Source organism: Citrobacter sp. Cu231 (assembly GCF_030332265.1).
GTDB classification, from domain to species: Bacteria; Pseudomonadota; Gammaproteobacteria; order Enterobacterales; family Enterobacteriaceae; genus Citrobacter; species Citrobacter meridianamericanus.
Window position 1 is genome coordinate 287,151 of record NZ_JAOWIE010000029.1, and the last position, 18,016, is coordinate 305,166.

The 18,016-nt window shown below is 44.3% G+C and carries 15 protein-coding genes and 2 pseudogenes; 4 read left to right on the forward strand and 13 right to left on the reverse strand.

The window, feature by feature from the left end:
- Positions 1-6 precede the first annotated feature (6 nt).
- From OGY15_RS04415 to OGY15_RS04425, 3 genes are all read right to left on the reverse strand, one after another.
- Positions 7-858, reverse strand: coding sequence for a fimbria/pilus periplasmic chaperone (locus tag OGY15_RS04415; RefSeq protein ID WP_151218369.1), 852 nt, complete (start codon positions 856-858; stop codon positions 7-9).
- Between the two features lie 140 nt (positions 859-998).
- On the reverse strand, positions 999-1,700 hold the full coding sequence (locus tag OGY15_RS04420; protein WP_151218370.1) for a helix-turn-helix transcriptional regulator: 702 nt from the start codon (positions 1,698-1,700) through the stop codon (positions 999-1,001).
- Positions 1,701-2,718: 1,018 nt separating this feature from the next.
- Entirely contained in the window at positions 2,719-2,916 is a 198-nt protein-coding gene (locus tag OGY15_RS04425) for a hypothetical protein (protein WP_151218371.1), read from the reverse strand.
- A 231-nt stretch (positions 2,917-3,147) separates the two neighbouring features.
- Here OGY15_RS04425 and OGY15_RS04430 point away from each other — a divergent pair, with 231 nt between their 5' ends.
- Positions 3,148-3,834, forward strand: a complete 687-nt coding sequence (locus OGY15_RS04430) for a YoaK family protein (RefSeq protein WP_255588852.1) — start codon at positions 3,148-3,150, stop codon at positions 3,832-3,834.
- A 493-nt stretch (positions 3,835-4,327) separates the two neighbouring features.
- Here OGY15_RS04430 and OGY15_RS04435 read toward each other — a convergent pair whose 3' ends face one another.
- The 4 genes from OGY15_RS04435 to OGY15_RS04450 all read right to left on the reverse strand — a co-directional run bounded on the left by OGY15_RS04435 (position 4,328) and on the right by OGY15_RS04450 (position 7,358).
- Positions 4,328-4,609: a hypothetical protein gene (locus tag OGY15_RS04435; RefSeq protein ID WP_286538485.1), complete on the reverse strand. Its 282-nt coding sequence runs from the start codon at positions 4,607-4,609 to the stop codon at positions 4,328-4,330.
- Between the two features lie 56 nt (positions 4,610-4,665).
- The gene (locus tag OGY15_RS04440; protein WP_151218373.1) at positions 4,666-5,604 is read right to left on the reverse strand and encodes a LysR substrate-binding domain-containing protein; all 939 of its coding nucleotides are present in this window, start codon (positions 5,602-5,604) and stop codon (positions 4,666-4,668) included.
- Between the two features lie 28 nt (positions 5,605-5,632).
- The gene (gene cfa, locus OGY15_RS04445) at positions 5,633-6,772 is read right to left on the reverse strand and encodes a cyclopropane fatty acyl phospholipid synthase (RefSeq protein WP_187253229.1); all 1,140 of its coding nucleotides are present in this window, start codon (positions 6,770-6,772) and stop codon (positions 5,633-5,635) included.
- Positions 6,773-7,235: 463 nt separating this feature from the next.
- Complete coding sequence (locus OGY15_RS04450) at positions 7,236-7,358, reverse strand: hypothetical protein (protein WP_286538787.1); 123 nt, start codon at positions 7,356-7,358, stop codon at positions 7,236-7,238.
- A gap of 39 nt (positions 7,359-7,397) precedes the next feature.
- Between OGY15_RS04450 and OGY15_RS04455 the strand changes: the two are divergent.
- Positions 7,398-7,666: pseudogene (locus OGY15_RS04455) on the forward strand (DUF4942 domain-containing protein); the annotation flags it as partial.
- A 601-nt stretch (positions 7,667-8,267) separates the two neighbouring features.
- Positions 8,268-9,344 carry a methyl-accepting chemotaxis protein gene (locus OGY15_RS04460; protein WP_187258993.1) on the forward strand — a complete coding sequence of 359 codons (1,077 nt, stop codon included), beginning with the start codon at positions 8,268-8,270 and terminating at the stop codon, positions 9,342-9,344.
- Between the two features lie 184 nt (positions 9,345-9,528).
- Here the strand turns inward: OGY15_RS04460 and OGY15_RS04465 are convergent.
- The 5 genes and pseudogenes from OGY15_RS04465 to OGY15_RS04485 form a co-directional block, all read right to left on the reverse strand.
- A pseudogene (locus OGY15_RS04465) lies at positions 9,529-9,813 on the reverse strand (type VI secretion system domain-containing protein); the annotation flags it as partial.
- Positions 9,725-11,230, reverse strand: coding sequence for a type VI secretion system contractile sheath large subunit (tssC, locus tag OGY15_RS04470; protein ID WP_286538492.1), 1,506 nt, complete (start codon positions 11,228-11,230; stop codon positions 9,725-9,727). The pseudogene OGY15_RS04465 and the gene tssC, both read right to left, overlap by 89 nt.
- A gap of 65 nt (positions 11,231-11,295) precedes the next feature.
- Positions 11,296-11,793 (reverse strand): type VI secretion system contractile sheath small subunit, encoded by a 498-nt coding sequence (gene tssB, locus OGY15_RS04475; protein WP_151217707.1) that lies wholly within the window; start codon positions 11,791-11,793, stop codon positions 11,296-11,298.
- 467 nt (positions 11,794-12,260) lie between these two features.
- Complete coding sequence (gene gss / locus OGY15_RS04480) at positions 12,261-14,123, reverse strand: bifunctional glutathionylspermidine amidase/synthase (protein WP_151217708.1); 1,863 nt, start codon at positions 14,121-14,123, stop codon at positions 12,261-12,263.
- A 153-nt stretch (positions 14,124-14,276) separates the two neighbouring features.
- A complete protein-coding gene (locus OGY15_RS04485) occupies positions 14,277-16,565 on the reverse strand; it encodes an FdhF/YdeP family oxidoreductase (RefSeq protein ID WP_286538497.1) in 2,289 nt (762 codons plus the stop codon).
- 217 nt (positions 16,566-16,782) lie between these two features.
- Here OGY15_RS04485 and yghU point away from each other — a divergent pair, with 217 nt between their 5' ends.
- On the forward strand, positions 16,783-17,649 hold the full coding sequence (yghU, locus tag OGY15_RS04490) for a glutathione-dependent disulfide-bond oxidoreductase (protein ID WP_151224345.1): 867 nt from the start codon (positions 16,783-16,785) through the stop codon (positions 17,647-17,649).
- Positions 17,650-17,743: 94 nt separating this feature from the next.
- On the opposite strand, the gene hybG is transcribed toward yghU, so the two are convergent.
- Positions 17,744-17,992 (reverse strand): hydrogenase maturation factor HybG, encoded by a 249-nt coding sequence (gene hybG / locus OGY15_RS04495; RefSeq protein ID WP_003024459.1) that lies wholly within the window; start codon positions 17,990-17,992, stop codon positions 17,744-17,746.
- Positions 17,993-18,016: the final 24 nt, after the last annotated feature.

Genomic DNA, 18,016 nt, shown 5'->3' on the forward strand with positions numbered 1-18,016 from the left:
CTCCTGTCAGTTAATGGCGGCATCATAAGTTGGTCCCTGACCACCGTTGTCAGTGATAATCTGCCATTGCACCCGTTTCACTCTGGCCACTCCGGCCGGCACGCTGAACGTTTGCGCGCCGTAAGGGGAGATATAGTGCGGCTGTAACACTTCTGCGCCGTTTAATTTCAGTGAAATCAGGTTGATATAAAAAGGACTGTCATTCCGGGCGCGGATCTGATTACCCACACGTTGCCATTTCAAACCACCGGCCACATCTAGCGGTGTGGCATGCAGGCTAGCTGGTCGGGTTAGTAACTTAATGCAATTGTTCAGCGAAACCTGAATTCCCACCGCGGGCATGGTTGGTTCGCCAGCTTTCTTATTCTCCTTCAACCAGGCATCACCGCCTGACGGTGGAATGGCCTTAACACACAACCACTGCAGGCTCTCCCGGTCAGACGGAAACTCCCCACCCGTACGTACAATGCGCAGGCGACCTCGCTGATTACCGTCAAGGCGGAACAACGGCGGTGTCACCACAAAGGGAGCACTTTCTTTCTGGTTTTCATCAAGTGTTCTGGACTGGACTAGCATCGGGTAATCCTGACTGTTCTCTATCCACAACTCAGCCCCGCGGCTATCCGGGTCGTATATCACCCGTGTCGCTCCCAGCGTCACCTTATAATCACGGATTTGGGGTTTTATCCTGACAGCTTGTCCCTCAATAGGCAGAGCTGCCCGAGCGTCTCCGAAAAAAGGATTTGACCAAAAGACCATAACGGCCAGCCCTAAATAGGCGGTAAAGATCCCCCGGTTGGTCAAGGCAACCGGGCGTAAAGACAGTAAACTGCAACGGGAAAACACCCTTATGCTCATGCGATAAATATCCTCGTAAATACGCTGCCAACGGCCTGCTGTCTGAAAAAAGGCTGCACAAATCCCTTTCGCGACGCGGCGCGAAAAAAGGGAATGAAATTACATAAACTCAGCCGGAAATATTCTGGCCGAGCGAAGGCTCAGAAAACACCTGATGCCAGTTTCAAGGGGTAGACCCGCCCCTGAGGATGATCCGGTACGGACTGTTCCTGCATATCCGGGAAGCCCGCATCATTCAGTCCAGCAGTACTGAGTTCCATCAGTGTCAGGTGGCTGGCTGGATTACGGGTAACGGGTGTCAACATTGCTGTCGGCATAACACGCCCAGGCATCCCCAGCTTGTCCAGCGCATGGCGTACGCGTTGACGTACAGCAGAGGTTGTCACACCGTAATGGCGTGCAATCTCACCCAGACCCATTCCACACATCGCCTGTTTCAGGGATAACCACTCCGCTTCGCTAAGTGAGGTCAACGGACTGTCTACTGGCTCTGCGCCTCCGGTGACATAGGCATTCAATGTCAGAGCAATATGAGGGAAACTGCTGGCAGCATTCACAATCTCGCAGCCTAATATCCGGGCAAACCAGCGACGTCCCTCATCAGCCGGATCCATAAGGGCGGCAAACAATACAGGTGGCGGCTGACGACGACGCAGGGCCATCATTCGGTGCAAAGTCAACTCCGTCAGTGGTTCCTGCAGATGTAGGAAAATAAGGTCATCGTGCGTAAAGCGGTTTGTCAGTCGGTAATAGTAGTCGGTGTATTTCACCGTAAGCCCCGGAAAGAGTCGTTGCAGGTCCTGCGCGAAACTCCGCCGGTACTGATGACGGGAGGTATCCATAGGCCGTCGGTCCCCTTTTTATGTAAATAAAAGTCCTTTCCGCGCCGGGGGCGGAAAAAGCAATAAACTCCGTTGAGGTTGTTAATACCCAGTATAGAGATCTGCCAAATCAATTTAAAACAGATCTATGATCTACATTTCTTTCATATTCAGCAGAAAATAAAATAAATTCTCAATATTGATACGAATGTCAGATCTATGATCTATGAAACAATATGAAATCAGATGATAAGATCGATAATACAAATATGACAAAATAATCACCAATTAACAAAAAAGTGACTTAAATCACAAAACATTTTCGTTGCCCTAATCGGCATAAAAATATACTGGTAATTAAGGTGGTTAAATATAAGATGGACTGAGGGAGTGGTTTAGAAGGAAGATGAATTGAAATGGTGATTATTTTAAAAAGATTCTCAGGGCTCTTCTTATATATGGCATTGAAACAAAATGACACAAATTGCGAGAAAAGTTATGCGGACACTTGGCGTAAATTGAGATAATCTGCTGCATGCAATACAAGCAAATCTATAGTTCCCATTATAATTATCTTACTTTTTTATCCGGCTCCCGTGCCGGATTTTTTTTTGCTTGAAATACATCTGGAAGGTATTTTTTCAGTCCTGGCGGCCCACAATATATGGAGGGGGTATTATATTCTGCTAGCTGATACGAATATTCCTATGAAAAAAATAGCGATGATGTCGTCATTATGGCTTGTTTAACTATCCACCATATTAATTAAATCAATAGCATAAAAATATTTTTGTGGTTGTTGAGAGGCCAGTGATGAAGCCTCTCAATGAATATACGGAAACTAATGATATCAACCGTCTGGTTAAGACTATCAAGGGGGGAATAATAAACATCAACATTTATACTCATCTCATAAAAATAAGATGAATAAATTTTTAAAATACTACAAAAAAGCTATGAAAGATAAATTTCACATCATTGACCAAAGCAAACAATAAATTTATTATACAAGAATACATCACAGGATAATAAATCTTATCTAGCCCTTGTGGAAAGATGGTGTGTATTTAACCCAAAAGTCTTTTCCATGAAGGACACTTTTTTTGTAAACTCTATAACCTAACGAAAATGCCCATAATGCTGCTGTTTCAGAATCATCAAATGATTTCATAATTGAGTGTTCTATTAGAACACTGGCTTTGTCATTATCTTCTACAATATATGCTGTTTTGATCATATTCCGACACCTCTACACAGTATTGATTTTCTACAACCTGACGCTACCACTAAAGCAGGTATTGGAACAAGGAATATTAATATTCCACCATTTATAAAACAAATGATATAATTAATATCATTCCGGAGTTATCATTAGATGATTTTTTATGAAGTTAAGAATATCAAGTATTTGGTGAGGAATATGAATATCAAAATATATCGTTCAACAAACCATGAGATCCACTATTTGATGTCATACATAGGTGGTTGTATGGAAGTTATGAGCTTCATATATCTATATAAAGCTTTGATAGGGTTTATGACATCAAACATGGTTTTTGGAATAACTTCACTCGTAAAATTTAACTTTGACTTTGAATCTGTTTATCATATTTTAATTATTGTTATATGGGTTTTGATAAGTGCGATCCATCAAGTTATCGAATATAAATACATCAGCAAAATAAAAAGTCAGTGGCATGTTTATGCTATAAGCCTTACGTTAAATTGTTTTTTGATGATTACATTCATACTTCTGGGAAATTATATGATTGTAAATAATTTATTTTTAAGTCATCCGACTATTAACGTAATGCCATTAGTTACAATTGGCCTTGTCTTTATGTACATTCAAAATTTCATCATTAAAAACGGTGGTACCAAATTTCCAACATCAACTTCTGTTGTGACATCAGTTTACATACTAATGATAACGAAATTATGTCAATCTCTTCTGATAAATAAAAGCAAAGAAAAAACAAATTTAAAATTTGAAAGTTTACATTACTTCCTGGTAATCTTACATTTTTTTATTGGTGCTTTTATTACTGCAATATTGAATAAATATATTGGTTTTTATGCTCTCGTAGTTCCATTAGTGATATTAATTGCGTTTTGCGTTAAAATCTGGTCGTTACATATATCCCAATCTTCATGATATCGCAGTAGTGAGCATTATTGTGATGAAGTAAAGTGGGAATGCTATATCACTGTGTAAGTTGCAAAGGGTAAGAATATATGAGAGTGACTCTGAAGTGCCTGGTGGCAGTTTACATCACGCAATTATTTACTGGGGAAGAGTTACCTTTATGCTCAGAAGACAAACCTGAGAGTCGGAATGATTGCATATATGCATAATATGGTTGTAAACACATTAATATAACAGCAGCCAGTGCATACATGAGTATTCACTGGCCGCCGAAACAGAAGCATCTATAAAATATTCAGGGAACCTTATTACCTTTCTAAACAAAAACAAACTCAATTCATCCTAATATTATCAACCTATAGGATATGTTATCTAATCCAAAAATGAATAACGCCTATCCATTTTAATATCAGGAGCGATGACTGGCTGTTTATTTTAAATAATAGCAAACTCATAATATGAGAAGCTATAATGATTATATTATAACAGAAAACAATGATAACTATTTGATTCGTGTAAATATAAGGGTGTAGGGATTTTTATTTTCATCGAGCCATATAATTTCCGAACTATCACCAACAAACATTTCTGCATATATTGCGCGTGAGCGTAAATAAGAAATATTTTTCCCCAAGAATTTAGAAAAAGTACTGAGACTACTAAAAGATATCACATTACCCGTAGGTTCAATAACTTTAAGAGAATAGGCTCTTTGCCTCATTGCTCCAAGTATTGAAGGATTAAATGGAGAAAAGGTTCTAAATCCACTGATTGTTAATGGCATACTATACCCTCTAGAAAATGATTTCCAACATCAATTTAAAATTGACATTGTATTTATTAATGCTCCAGGTCTATATTACCATTCATATTTACTATGGCTGCGCGAATCAGAGTATGCACGGGATCTTTTGTCGACCTTTCATGCCACATAAGATTATACGCATAAGATGATGTTGCATTATTTAATTTGATCTCTCGGTATTCTCCTTCTTTCAGTAATTCTTCACCTGTCGTTCTGAGTGTAACTAAGATTACATCGTCGTCCGTTAGTTGCGAAATCCATTGTCTAAAGTTATTTGTCACCGTCATAAGAATATTTAACGTATTTTTGTTTATTCCATTTTTCTCAATAAAACTATTGAATAAATAGGGGCTAATGTTGTATACCAGAAGTGGTGCAGAGCATATCTTTTCAAGATCGATTTCACTCGCATACAGGCTGTTATTTTTCTTACATAGAAAAATCAATTCCGAGAAACCAAGAATGTTAGAGTGAAAACCTGCTGGTATATCATGAAAGAAATGACAGACGGCAACATCTATCTTTCCTTGTTTCAAATTCTCAAGAATTTCTTTAGAACCAGAGATATAGGGTGGGTAGAAGTTCAGTGAAATATCAGTATAGTTTGTTCTAATCTTTTGCAATAACGTAGGAGCTTCGTACAAATTAAACCAATGTGGTAAAATTATATTATATGATTTTTTAACTCCATTCTTTAATTGCTCTAAGATTGACTGGTTTGCATAGATAGTATTTTTTACGAGTGAGCACAATACTTCACCCACTGGCGTCAATGTGTAAACGTTATTTGATTTAATATATAATAAATCATTGAATTCCTTTCTCATCTCCATTAATAACTTACTCATTGATGGCTGACTTATACCAAGTGCAAACGCAGCAAAGCTGACACTCTGCTCATCAAAAAGCGTCGCTAACGCCACCATCCCTTGGTATGAGTTGTTAAACATTGAACGATAATAAGTATTATTCATATTAACCTTGTATTACATCTGATTCAATCTATCGAGCTACACGAAGTCCGCCTCTGACTCCATTCTTACTAAATAATACTTGCCACAACTGAATTTCTCTGGCTCTAAATGCACCAGCACAAGAACAAAGATAATAATGGAACATCCTTAAAAATCTTTCATCATAATCTTTTTTGTTATACTCCCAGTTATCAAGAAAGTTTTTGTCCCATGCCATCAATGTCATATCATAGTCTGCACCGAAATTATGCCAGTCTTCCATTATAAAACGTCCTTCGGTACATGATACGATTTCTTGTATGGAAGGCAGACGTCCATTAGGAAAAATGTAGCGATTTATCCATGGATCTACCCCACCTCCAGACTGATTGCTACCAATACAATGTAATAAAAATAATCCATCATCTGTTAAGATGTCATGCATTTTTTTGAAAAATATATCATAGTTTTTCAATCCAACATGCTCAAACATACCTACAGATACAATCCTGTCGAACTTTCCTTGTAACTCCCGATAATCGGTGAGTTCTATCACGACATCTAATCCATCACATCTGTCTTCAGCGAGTTTCTTTTGTTCGTCCGAAATCGTTATTCCTGTTACAGAAACATTATATTTCTTAGCTATAAATGAAGCTAACCCGCCCCACCCACAACCAACATCTAAAACCTTCATCCCTGGTTTTAACATTAATTTATCACAAATTAACGATAACTTTTTAACCTGTGCTTGTTCGAGATTATAAGCATCTTTCCAATATGCACAAGAATATTGCATCCATGGGTCAAGCATCGATTCGAAGAGATTATTGCCAAGATTATAATGTACTCTGGCTACTTTTCGGGAACGTGAAATAGACTGTAAATTAATTATCCTGGAAACAACATAATAAACCGCATCATGGAAGTTCCCCGTAACTTTGCTATCGATTCGCTTGTTTAATAATTTATAAAAAAATGAGTCAAGATACTCGCAGTCCCACCATCCATCCATGTAGGATTCGCCTAATCCCATTGAACCTTCTTTTAAAACACGTTTAAAAAACTGGGGGTTATGGACTTTTATATCGCCAGGTTTATCGCCATTTATAATGATGTCACATTGATATAACAATGAGTCTACAATTTTACGGCTGCGGGTAATATTGGTTAATTTTGTGCTGCTCATTACATCTCCTTAAAATACAGTAAAGAATGTTATGCAACTGACCTCACAAAAATCAACGAATATAAATATTCCAATACGGAATACTTCCGCTTTGAATATCGAAAAATATGCTTATCGTTTTCTCGTTTGCTTAAAAAATAACAACATATTATTTGATCAATGACAGCATATCTCAAAGACTAAAATCGACATGCTAATGCTTTATTTAGCATAATAATTTTAAATTGCGATAAAACCTGAAACATAAGAAAACATTTTTTCATTTGTAAGATTACTTAAAAATATTATTATCAGCGCACGCTGTTAGTCTGACCTGTGTATCATCCGTCGCCCTCGCCGGGCATACGGGTTCACGATAATGCCAAGACTACGGGTTAACGTCACACCATGTCAGTCGCACTAATAATGAACCTGTGGCGGCAAACGCAGCGAAAGTGTTATACCAACTTGTATCGCATCAAAATCAAGCGGCGCCAGGCACAGTTTTATCCAGATAGACCACTTGCAGTGGCAAAATGGTGCCGCGTTCAAAAAGCTTGTTCAGTTGAATCAGCAGGCGATTTTGTCCAGCACGAAGGGACTGCATGGCCTGCATTTTCTGAAACTGTTTTCGGGTAAAAGGCATAAATCCGGCATGCTCAGTGTGATGGATGCAGCTGTCTGTGAATAGTGGTACAACAGTCTGGAAAAAGACGATATTCCTTCAGTCAGTGAAGAGAATATCCTGAGCACGTTTGAGCAACTGCATCAGAGCAAAGGTGAGGTATTTGAACGTGACGTAATGAATGTCTTCAGGGGGAAGCTGGAACTACGGGACCAATAACCCCTGTGAAAATAATTGTCAGCGGGTTGATCAAATTGGACAGGTGGGGTTTTGGTCTTAACCAGTGCTGGTGCTCACTACGAGTCCGTAAACGGTCAGCCACCAGAAATAATTAAAATGGACGTAAAAACATCCGTTCAACCGTTAAATTTTGATGCTATGCAAACGAGGCCTTATTAGGGTGTTTTTATTTTATGAAACAAAATCCCTCCATGATTACCACTGTGATTGCACATCAAAATCTATTACTAGTCAGGATTTCAACATTATTATAAACACATTAATAATATTGAAGTTTAACGCGCAGTTATCAAATTTCAGTTTTGCGTATGTAATCGTTCTATGTCGTCACATCTGGCTACTTCCCGCGTTCTTTCAATTTATAAAAAAATGCTGTAATCCATCTTCATAGCCAGACTACGTAGATATATTGAAAGAATATTTTGGTTAAGATGAAAGATAACACTTATATTAATAGAGAAAAATTTAAATTTAGAATGAGGACGACCAAATACAATCCCACTCCGTACAGTAATTTAACAAAATGAACATCAAGAGATTATGATATATTAAATAAAATTAACCAAAAACATATTGACGAAAGCTATAACCCAAGCGATAAACGGATAAAATCATTGCCCCCCTAAAAATATTATTAAAAGGATTGATGATATGATCAGGAAAATCATCGCTAAGATTGCCAAAAGAAATAATAGCTATAATTACAACAAATCCTCCAACATCATCGAAGCTGAGACCTCGCTCGCTGAACAAAAAACAGAAAATTATAGTAAAATTATCTGCCATCATTTCACTTCTGGCATATCGACACTGAACCTGATAAGAACCTCGTTAATTTCAACTTATGAACAATTAAATACAGAAAAAGATAAAATAATCGAATTAAACGAGCAGAATAATAAAGCCATGCATTCTCTTGAATCACTCGTGATTGAGTTCAACGAGGCAGGCAAAGAATCATCAGAAATTAAAAAACAAATGACTCATCTAAAGTCATCACTGGTTGAAATTAATGATGCAATTAAAGACATACAAAAAATTGCCAATCATACAAACTTAATTGCAATAAATTCAGCGATTGAAGCCGCTCGAGTAGGTGAGGCAGGAAGAGGATTCAGCGTTATCTCTAAAGAAGTTAGACAATTGGCTGAAAATGTCAAAACATGCACTAACCATATATTTTTGCAAACAGAAACTCTCCAGAACAATGGATCCACGGTTGATATATCTATCGAAGCGCAATTAGCAATAATCACAAGAATAACTGAACATATAAACGAAGTTGTTTGCTCTATTAAAGGCGTAATTGAAAAGTCAGCCGCAATGAAATCTATTATTGATTACATATCAAATTTACTATTTTTAAGTATCATTAAAATGGACCATGTTATATGGAAAATAGATCTATATAAAAAACTTACAGAGAATAAATTAGATGAAGCGTTGACATCATACAGTCAATGCAGACTGGGGAAATGGTATTACGGCGATAACGGAAAATGTTACGCACATTTGCCCGGATATAAAAACCTCGAGGAACCTCATCAAATGTTACATAACTCCGGCGTTCTGGCAGTCGAGTATTCTGTTTCGGGCGATCACGAGCATATGTCCCTGGCATTAAAAAGAATGGAACTGGCCAGTGATGAGGTGATGAATCAGCTTGAGATTCTTGGCAGTGAAATATTCAGGGAGATTGTAAAATTTACGCCCAGTGATAATCCCTGACGAAATTTCTCGGTTGAATGCTCATATCAAGCAAGTATGCAAAGAACTGCATAGCTCAGGACTTGATGGATACTGCCCCAACCTTCTAAATCGCCGGGAATCTTTCTCATGCCATCAGCCAGAATCAGGGAAAGCGCTGATTCTTTTAATGATATTTAGATAGCTGATTTCCAGTGCTATCTCCCTCGGATAACGCCTGATGAAGATACCACTGCACGTCCAGCCAGAAATGATTCACTCCCTCAACAAATAAGCTGTCAGTTAGCTCAATCAGTTCAGTCCAGCTTTGCTGCAAATACAGACGCTTGAGCTGGGCGCGGTAATCACTTTTAGGGGGTACCAGGCGTGTACGTCCGGCGCCATCTGGCGGTGGAAGCTGGTTAACCGTATCGAGCCGCACGCTTTTCATCAAATGATGCGCCGCCAGCCAGCCGTCCGGCTGATCGCTCAGGTATTTCGCCAGTATCCTCAATATCCTCTACCACGACACGCCCATCACGCAGCGGGTGTGATGCCTGCAAGTCATCGCCAGGATCGGTCATTTCGGTTACCAGACTGCGCAGCCAGTTATTAAGTTCAAGCTCAAGCAGACGGCGATCTTTAGTCGTGCCAATATTTTCCCGCTGCAGGATTTTCAGGTAGTGAGCGATACGAGAAAGCAGGAAGATATATGGCAGACGTGAGTTAATCCGGCTGTTAGCCGTCGCTTCCGGAGTATCAAACTGCGCAGGTTTTTGAGCCGAGTTAGCAGAAAAGAAGCAGGCGTAATCACGATTTTTATAATATGAAAGCGGAATAAAGCCGAGATTAGCGAATTCAAACTCACGGGTTTCCGGAATCATTACCTCAGACGGGATTTTCACCTGATTACCTGTACCCAGATCGTACAAATGGATAGGCAAATCTTTAACCGCACCGCCCGCCTGTGGCCCACGGATCTGGACGCACCAGCCATTCTTGATAAAACTTTTCACCATGTTCACAGCGAAAGAGAAAGAGGCGCTGGTCCACAGATATTTTTCGTGATCCGGCCCCTTAACTTCTTCAACATAGTTAAAACTACGTACCGGCACGGTATCAGGGCCATACGGCAGACGCCCCAGTACACGCGGCATAGTCAGCCCGATATAGCGTGAATCGTCGCTATCGCGAAATGCTTTCCACTTGATGTATTCAGCACGTTCGAAATAATCATTGATATCTTTTATGGCCGCGACTTCTTCCATATTTTCTTTCAGGAAGAATTTAGGCCCCACGGAACCAATAAACGGCATATGACAGGCAGCCGAGACGCCAGAAATATTGCGCAGCAGTGCAATATCCTGCGGGCTGTTATCAAATTCGTACGCTGAAATCATTGCCGCAATGGGTTCGCCGCCTGGTTGGTCATATTCTTCAATATAAACATGACGGTATAACCCACTCTGAATAAGCTCCGGCGCGTCGTCAAAATCATCACGTAGCGCATCCTTGCTGATATCCATCATTTCTACACGGACATTTCGGCGAAAATCGATGCCGGTAATCATCGAATGCAAACCACGCCAGAGCGATTCTTGTTTTTGAAATTCTACATGATGCATAACTTCATTAACCTGGTCGCTAATCTGCTTATCCAGGCGAGCAATCTGCTCATCGAGCAGCGTTTTATCCAGACGTTCCTGGGGCTGCGCAGCATCCGCCAGACATGAGACCAGAACCTGAATCGCAGCGGTCACGCGTTCAGCCGGCGCGGCATCAGATAGCGCTTCATCGCTCTGCCACGCATCGATATTTTTTAATGTCGAAACCGGGGCAAGATTAATTTTGTCAAAGAGAGACTGATAAACGCTGCGTTCACTGGTCGTGGTGGTCGCGACTGAAGAAGTATGTTCCTGAACAGACATCAGCATATTCCTTTTATGATCCTTTACTATTCCTGCCGATTAAGCGGAGGAAACCCTGTATAGCGTTAAATCTCTTTCGGCATCATGGTTGCCAGTTCTTCACGCAGTTCCTGACTCAGGGCTGGATCTTTAAGGATGATTTCCAGCTCGCGACGAAAAGCGGCGTTATCGAGTAAGTTAGATTTCAGGTCACGCAATAAGTTACGCATAGCTAACAAAACGCGTAATTGTGGGATATTCCTTGCGACCTGTTCGGGTTCAAAATCGCGGATATTTTTAAAGGTAAGGTTAATATCGTCTTTTCTGTCATCGCCAGCCAACGTATTTTTAACACTCAGATTAACTACTGGTGAGAACTTAGCCAACACATCGTTAAAATTATTCTTATTAATATCAACCTTTTCGCGCTCTGATAATGGTCGTTGTTCTCTACCATTACTGAAATCCCCCACGGTCAAAAGCTTTAACGGCAATTCAACCTTTTTTTGCACGCCTCCGGTATGTAAATCTAACTTAATATTAACGCGTGCCGTCGGCACTTCATTCTGAAAACTGTCACCCATACGTCCCTCTCAGACCGGCGATTCCTGCCGATGTTTTGCGTTTCCTGACGGAGCACTTTTCCAATTGCTCAACGTGTTTCTTACAACGTCATTTCTGTGGGCAGTCAACAATTACCGTTAATGACAATTAATGATTATAATTAGTATGTCGATGTAATCCGATATATTCCACGCGGGAAAACATGATCGGCATCACTAATCAACCAAATAACATATTAGTGATATTTATTTAAAATCAAAATCAATAAAACATTTATTTAATACAAGCAGCAGGAATTAATCATCGTTAAAAGCATTCATCAGCCAAATGCATTTAAGCTATAAAATATTACCCAAGAAAATACTTATGAATTTATATATACACTACGTAACTTATTTAAATATAATCAGCACCAAGTTAACTGTAAATTAAAAAAGCCGGAGATAGACTCCGGCTTTCGTATTGCAATCAGAAACATGCCAAAAGATTACTCTTCCTTTACCACAATCAGCGGTTCGATATCGCTCTCTTTTTTAATCACCAGCGACTCATCGCCGCGCAAGCAGGTCCCGCCGTAGTTACCGCCTACGGTGAAAGTACAAACCTGAATATATTTACCGGCAATGTTTGGCAGACACCAAAGCTGCTGATAAATGTTCTTCTGCTCGGCAAACTTACCGCTGGTTTTATCCAGCAATTCTTCCTGATGACTCACCAGATCGATGTTGCTGCCACAGCGTCCTGCAATAGGTTTCACCGCATAACCGGTTTGCGCCAGCTCTTCATTAACCGTGAAATCGGTATCAAGCAGATAGCGGTGATGCGGAAAAAGCTGCCAGAGGATCGGCAAAATCGCTTTGTTGCCTGGGATCACCGTCCAAAGAGGTTCGAAGACCAGCACCTCCGGGCGCAGCAGCACGTCGATTAAACGCACTTCCTGATTGGTATGCCCGGTACGAATTGGCACCGCGGCGTACTCCGTTTCGCTAACCTCTCGCACCTGCTCTATCGCAGTTTCCCACGCCCAGGTTTTCCAGACACAGTTCACCAGGCGACCGTCACCGTCAATCAGTTGACCGGCATCATCCCAACATAGCTCATCGAGGCCATGCAGAATTTTGCTGTCAAACCCAGCCTGACGCAGCGCCTGCTGCATAAACTGTGCATGGTAATTTTCCTCTATATCTTTGTCCTGCATGATGTGGACAAAAGGACGCGCGCGGCTGTGCTTCCAGGCACCCGCCAGTTCGTTGATCAACCCTTCAGCCGGGTTGTGTCCCTGCCCTGTGTAGCCCCGCTCAGCCCATCTTTCGAGGATCAAACCGGCTTCGGTATGGCACGATGCGGAATCGGCGTTGTACTCATACACCTTCAGCCCGCGTTCATCCATACAGAAATCCATACGCCCCGTAATCATATGATGCCGACGACGCTGCCAGGAAAGGCGCAGTCGCGGCCAGAGGATTTTCGGAATATCGAACAGCGCCAACAGGTTGTCGTCTTTCAGTACCTTGTCGGTCGCGTGCAGGTACATCAGGTGCAACTCGTTCGTGGCTTTGATCAGCTCCTGCTCGGCACTCTCGGTAATGGTGAAGTACTGATGCGGATCCTGATTAATGACGTGGCCGTTGGCCAGCACGTAGGCTTTTTGCAGCGGATCCTGCTCATCCAGCCATTTACCGTCAAACTGTCCGTTATCTTCCAGTCGCGCACCGCCAATTTTCAGCGAGTCATTGGCGATTTCCGGCTGCGGCAGGCTGTAACGAGTATCCTCGGTCTGGATCATCCAGCCAAGGATGGTGGTGTCGTCAAAGGTATCCCGCAGAGTGTAGCAACCGTTTTCAACCACCATCTCCAGCTCGCGGGTCCACTGCTGTCCGGGAGGCAGCGGCGTATGGAGCACGTTCTGTTCGGCAATACGGATTTTGTTTTCCAGCAACTGGGTGACGACCGCCACATGGCCGGTATCTTTAAATTCGCCGCCTTTTTGCCAGATAAGCAACGCGCCTGCTACCGGTGCGCGGGGTGAACCATTGGGAAATGCCTGTAACGGCAAGATATTGTCATTCACCACTTCACGCAGGAAGCGTAAGGAGAAGATCTCCCAGGCCATGCCTACATCGGTGAAGACCACACCATAGTTAAGGAAGAGAAAGCGGCGTGCGAACTCTACGCACTGCCATTTGTGGCCCATGTATTCGTCGTCGATATAGCTGCGAAATGCCGCATCATCGTCGTAGTCCCGTGGGTCAAGGGAGCTGTAATCTGAAGAGTAGATTGCTACGCCGCCTGGGGCGTAGCCCAATAATGTCCCGAATGGGGCATCCTGACTGGTCGTTCCTTTGCTCATGCACCTTACCTCAAAACAATACAGCCTGAGCAGGTTGGCGTGAATTTTTCGCTCTGATTGCCTGCTCTGCGACACTAACCGGACAGAGGTCGACACCATCATACACCTCAACGCAGCGGCTGGCGCTCAGAGGCGAAAAATTCACAGCAGGATCTACGCCTGGGTAAGGATTACCGGCACGCTTTTATAGGCCGGAGTCAAACTTTGTGTATCCACCGCGTCCAACGAGAGCAGGACATTCGCTTCAGGCAGATACGCGCCAATTGAGCCCTCCGCCATGTTGTAAATCACCACCGTTAAACCGTACATGATGCGATCCGCACACGGCTGACCGTTGTCGTCCAGCGCCTGAACGTTAACCACATCACCCTGGCTCAGACCACGAGCCGCCGCTTCCTGGGCGCTTAAAAACACCACATCCCGACGACCAGTAATGCCACGATAGCGATCGTTCAGACCATAAATCGTGGTGTTGTACTGATCGTGGCTGCGTAGCGTCGCCAGCACAAGCGCAGCAGCAGGCTGGTTCTCCCGCTCTACCGCCCGCTGATGGCTGACGATAAAGTTGGCTTTGCCATTTACCGTTCGCCATTCACGGCGCGATGCAGGGGTATCCATACGAAACCCGCCCGGTTCAGCAATACGGGCGTTGTAGTCGTGGAACGCCGGGATCACGGCTTCAATGGCATTACGGATCAGCGCGTAGTCCCCGGTCAACGCTTCCCAGTTTACCGGCGAAAGCGGCAGCGTGGCGCGCGCCATGCCCGCCACAATCGCGGGCTCTGATTTTAGCCAGCGGGAAGCCGGTTTCAGCGCGCCACAGGACGCGTGAACCATCGACATCGAGTCTTCGACGGTCACCGACTGAATGCCCGTCGCCTGCATGTCGCGCTCGGTTCTGCCCAACGCGGGGAGCAGGTAGTTATGTTTTGCCAGCAGCAAATGCGATCTGTTAAGTTTGGTCGCAACGTGAACCTGCAGATCCAACTTTTTCATCGCCGCAAAGGTACGCTGCGGCTGCGGCATCGCCACCGCCAGATTACCACCCATGCAGATAAGCGCTTTTACGTCTCCGCGCTCAATGGCGCGAATACTCTCCACGCTGGAGCGGCCATGTTTGCGCGGAACGCGGATAGAGAAATGCGTCTCAAGGCGTTGCAGGAATTCTTCGGACGCCGCTTCGTTAATACCCACGGAACGATCGCCCTGCACGTTAGAGTGACCGCGCAACGGGCAGATCCCCGCCCCCGGCTTACCTATATTGCCTTTCAGCATCAGCAGGTTTACCAGTTGCTGGACGTTCTCAGTGCCGTTTTTATGCTGGGTGATGCCCAGACCATAACAAACGATAGTGGCACTGGATTTACTGTAGCTGTGCGCCAGATCTTCCATCTGACTGCGCGTCAGGCCTGAGTCCTGTTCCAGTTCCGCCCAGCTACGCTGGCGTAAGTCATCATACAACGCGGCATATCCGGCAGTGTGATCATCGATAAACGCATGATCGAGCGTCGGTTGTTGATCCAGTAAGATCCGTGCCTCATCCATTTCGATCAGCGCCTTCATGATGCCTTTGAGCAGCGAGGCGTCACCGCCCATTTTTACCTGGTAGTAGTCGTGGCTCAGCGCCGTCGCCTGACCGGTGAACATCTCTTTCGGACTTTGCGGGAAGCTAAAGCGCTCAAGCCCCCTTTCGTTCAGCGGATTAATGGAGATAATTTTAGCCCCGCGTTTGGCAACGTCGCGTAAGGTGGTCAGCATGCGCGGATGGTTAGTGCCTGGGTTATGCCCGATACAAATCACCAGATCGCAGTGGTCAAAATCCTCAAGTTCAACGGTCCCTTTTCCAAGACCGATAGCCGGCGTTAGCCCTGCGCTGGTCGGTCCGTGGCACATGTTTGAGCAATCAGGGAAGTTGCTGCTGCCATATTCGCGGGCAAACAGTTGATACAGGAACGCCGCCTCATTTGACGTTCTGCCGGAGGTGTAAAACTCAACCTGCTGGGCTGAATCATAACTGTGCAGACGCTCGCCGATTTCCTGAAATGCGATATCCCAATCCACCGCTCGCCAGGTATCTGATGCGGCATCGTATTTCATGGGATGCGTCAAACGACCGATATTTTCCAGCTCATAATCGCTGTAGTGCCAGAGTGCGGAAACCGGGTGACGGCTGAAAAATTCCGGTGACGCTTTCTTGTTGGTTGTCTCCCAGGAGACCGCCTTAACGCCATTTTCGCACAACTCCATTGGCGCCCGATGCTCTGGGTCCGGCCACGCACAGCCTGGACAGTCGAACCCTTTAACCTGGTTCATTTTGAACATCGCGATAATGTCGCGGGCGACAGCCTTTTGCGAAAACAGCGAAGCAGTAACGGCTTTTACCGCGCCCCACCCACCCGCCGGGCCCTGATAACCGCTTACTCCTGGAACACCTTTTTTCATTATTACTGCTTATTCACCACCAATTTTTGATGGTGAATACGGTAGCAATTTCCGTGCAACATTGATTTCCTCTTCATGGGGTACGAGCCAGGTACAATGAACGGGTTAGATTTATCTTCCCCTTTCAGCACAAAACGGCATAAAGTCCCAATCTGTTAAATTGAGTTCTACCTGGCTGCTACACTGCATCAAACAACCACTCAGAAGGCAGATCACTATGTCAGACAATACCTATCAGCCCGCGAAAGTCTGGACGTGGGAAAAATCGAACGGCGGCGCGTTCGCCAATATCAACCGCCCTGTTTCCGGCGCCACCCACGAGAAAACGCTGCCGGTTGGCAAACATCCGCTGCAGCTCTATTCGTTGGGAACGCCAAATGGGCAGAAAGTGACGATTATGCTGGAGGAGTTGTTAGCACAGGGCGTGAAGGGCGCGGAATACGATGCCTGGCTCATCCGCATTGGCGATGGCGATCAGTTTTCCAGCGGCTTTGTGGAGGTGAATCCGAACTCGAAGATCCCGGCGCTACGCGATCACTCGCAAAACCCACCGGTTCGCGTATTCGAATCTGGCGCAATCCTACTCTATCTGGCGGAAAAATATGGTTATTTCCTGCCGCAGGATTTGGCTAAGCGTACAGAAACGCTGAACTGGTTGTTCTGGTTACAAGGCGCTGCCCCGTTCCTTGGCGGTGGCTTTGGTCACTTCTATAATTATGCGCCGGTTAAAATTGAATACGCGATTAATCGCTTCACCATGGAAGCCAAGCGCTTACTCGACGTGTTGGATAAACAGCTAGCGCAGCATCAGTTTGTCGCCGGAGATGAATACACCATTGCCGATATGGCGGTCTGGCCATGGTTTGGTAATGTGGTTCTGGGCAACGTGTACGACGCGGCAGAGTTCCTTGACGCCGGAAGCTACAAGCACGTACAGCGCTGGGCAAAAGAGGTGGCAGCGCGTCCGGCGGTTAAACGTGGTCGGATTGTAAACCGCACTAACGGACCGCTGAACGAGCAGCTTCATGAGCGCCATGACGCCAGCGACTTCGACACCAGCACCGAAGATAAGCGCCAGGGCTAACGCAAGATGCCGGATGGCGGCATAAATGCCTTATCGGGCCTACATCTAAGGCATAGGCCCGATAAGCGCAGCACTATGAGGCACAAACCGGTTGTCACGCGCTGGTGACGTCGTACTCCATGCGGCGAAGTGCGTCTAACGTGGCTTTAGCTTCATCTTCATCAATGATGCTCATGGCGAACCCTACGTGCACCAGCACCCATTGCCCGACCAGCTCAGCCGTATCACCTTCACAAATCAGGGCAATATTGACATCACGTTTGATGCCGCACACTTCAACCTGCGCAAGTTGGTGAATATCTTCACCAACGGCCAGAACCTGACCAGGGACTCCAATACACATATCTGACTCCGCCCCATAGCAACC

Coding starts and splice junctions, on each gene's coding strand:
- OGY15_RS04440 (WP_151218373.1), bottom strand. CDS start 5,604: ATGAATAATACTTATTATCGTTCAATGTTTAACAACTCATACCAAGGG.
- hybG (WP_003024459.1), bottom strand. CDS start 17,992: ATGTGTATTGGAGTCCCTGGTCAGGTTCTGGCCGTTGGTGAAGATATT.
- yghU (WP_151224345.1), top strand. CDS start 16,783: ATGTCAGACAATACCTATCAGCCCGCGAAAGTCTGGACGTGGGAAAAA.
- cfa (WP_187253229.1), bottom strand. CDS start 6,772: ATGAGCAGCACAAAATTAACCAATATTACCCGCAGCCGTAAAATTGTA.
- gss (WP_151217708.1), bottom strand. CDS start 14,123: ATGAGCAAAGGAACGACCAGTCAGGATGCCCCATTCGGGACATTATTG.
- OGY15_RS04450 (WP_286538787.1), bottom strand. CDS start 7,358: ATGCAGTCCCTTCGTGCTGGACAAAATCGCCTGCTGATTCAACTGAAC.
- OGY15_RS04420 (WP_151218370.1), bottom strand. CDS start 1,700: ATGGATACCTCCCGTCATCAGTACCGGCGGAGTTTCGCGCAGGACCTG.
- OGY15_RS04460 (WP_187258993.1), top strand. CDS start 8,268: ATGATCAGGAAAATCATCGCTAAGATTGCCAAAAGAAATAATAGCTAT.
- OGY15_RS04425 (WP_151218371.1), bottom strand. CDS start 2,916: ATGATCAAAACAGCATATATTGTAGAAGATAATGACAAAGCCAGTGTT.
- tssB (WP_151217707.1), bottom strand. CDS start 11,793: ATGGGTGACAGTTTTCAGAATGAAGTGCCGACGGCACGCGTTAATATT.
- OGY15_RS04415 (WP_151218369.1), bottom strand. CDS start 858: ATGAGCATAAGGGTGTTTTCCCGTTGCAGTTTACTGTCTTTACGCCCG.
- OGY15_RS04430 (WP_255588852.1), top strand. CDS start 3,148: ATGTCATACATAGGTGGTTGTATGGAAGTTATGAGCTTCATATATCTA.
- OGY15_RS04485 (WP_286538497.1), bottom strand. CDS start 16,565: ATGAAAAAAGGTGTTCCAGGAGTAAGCGGTTATCAGGGCCCGGCGGGT.
- tssC (WP_286538492.1), bottom strand. CDS start 11,230: ATGTCTGTTCAGGAACATACTTCTTCAGTCGCGACCACCACGACCAGT.
- OGY15_RS04435 (WP_286538485.1), bottom strand. CDS start 4,609: ATGCCATTAACAATCAGTGGATTTAGAACCTTTTCTCCATTTAATCCT.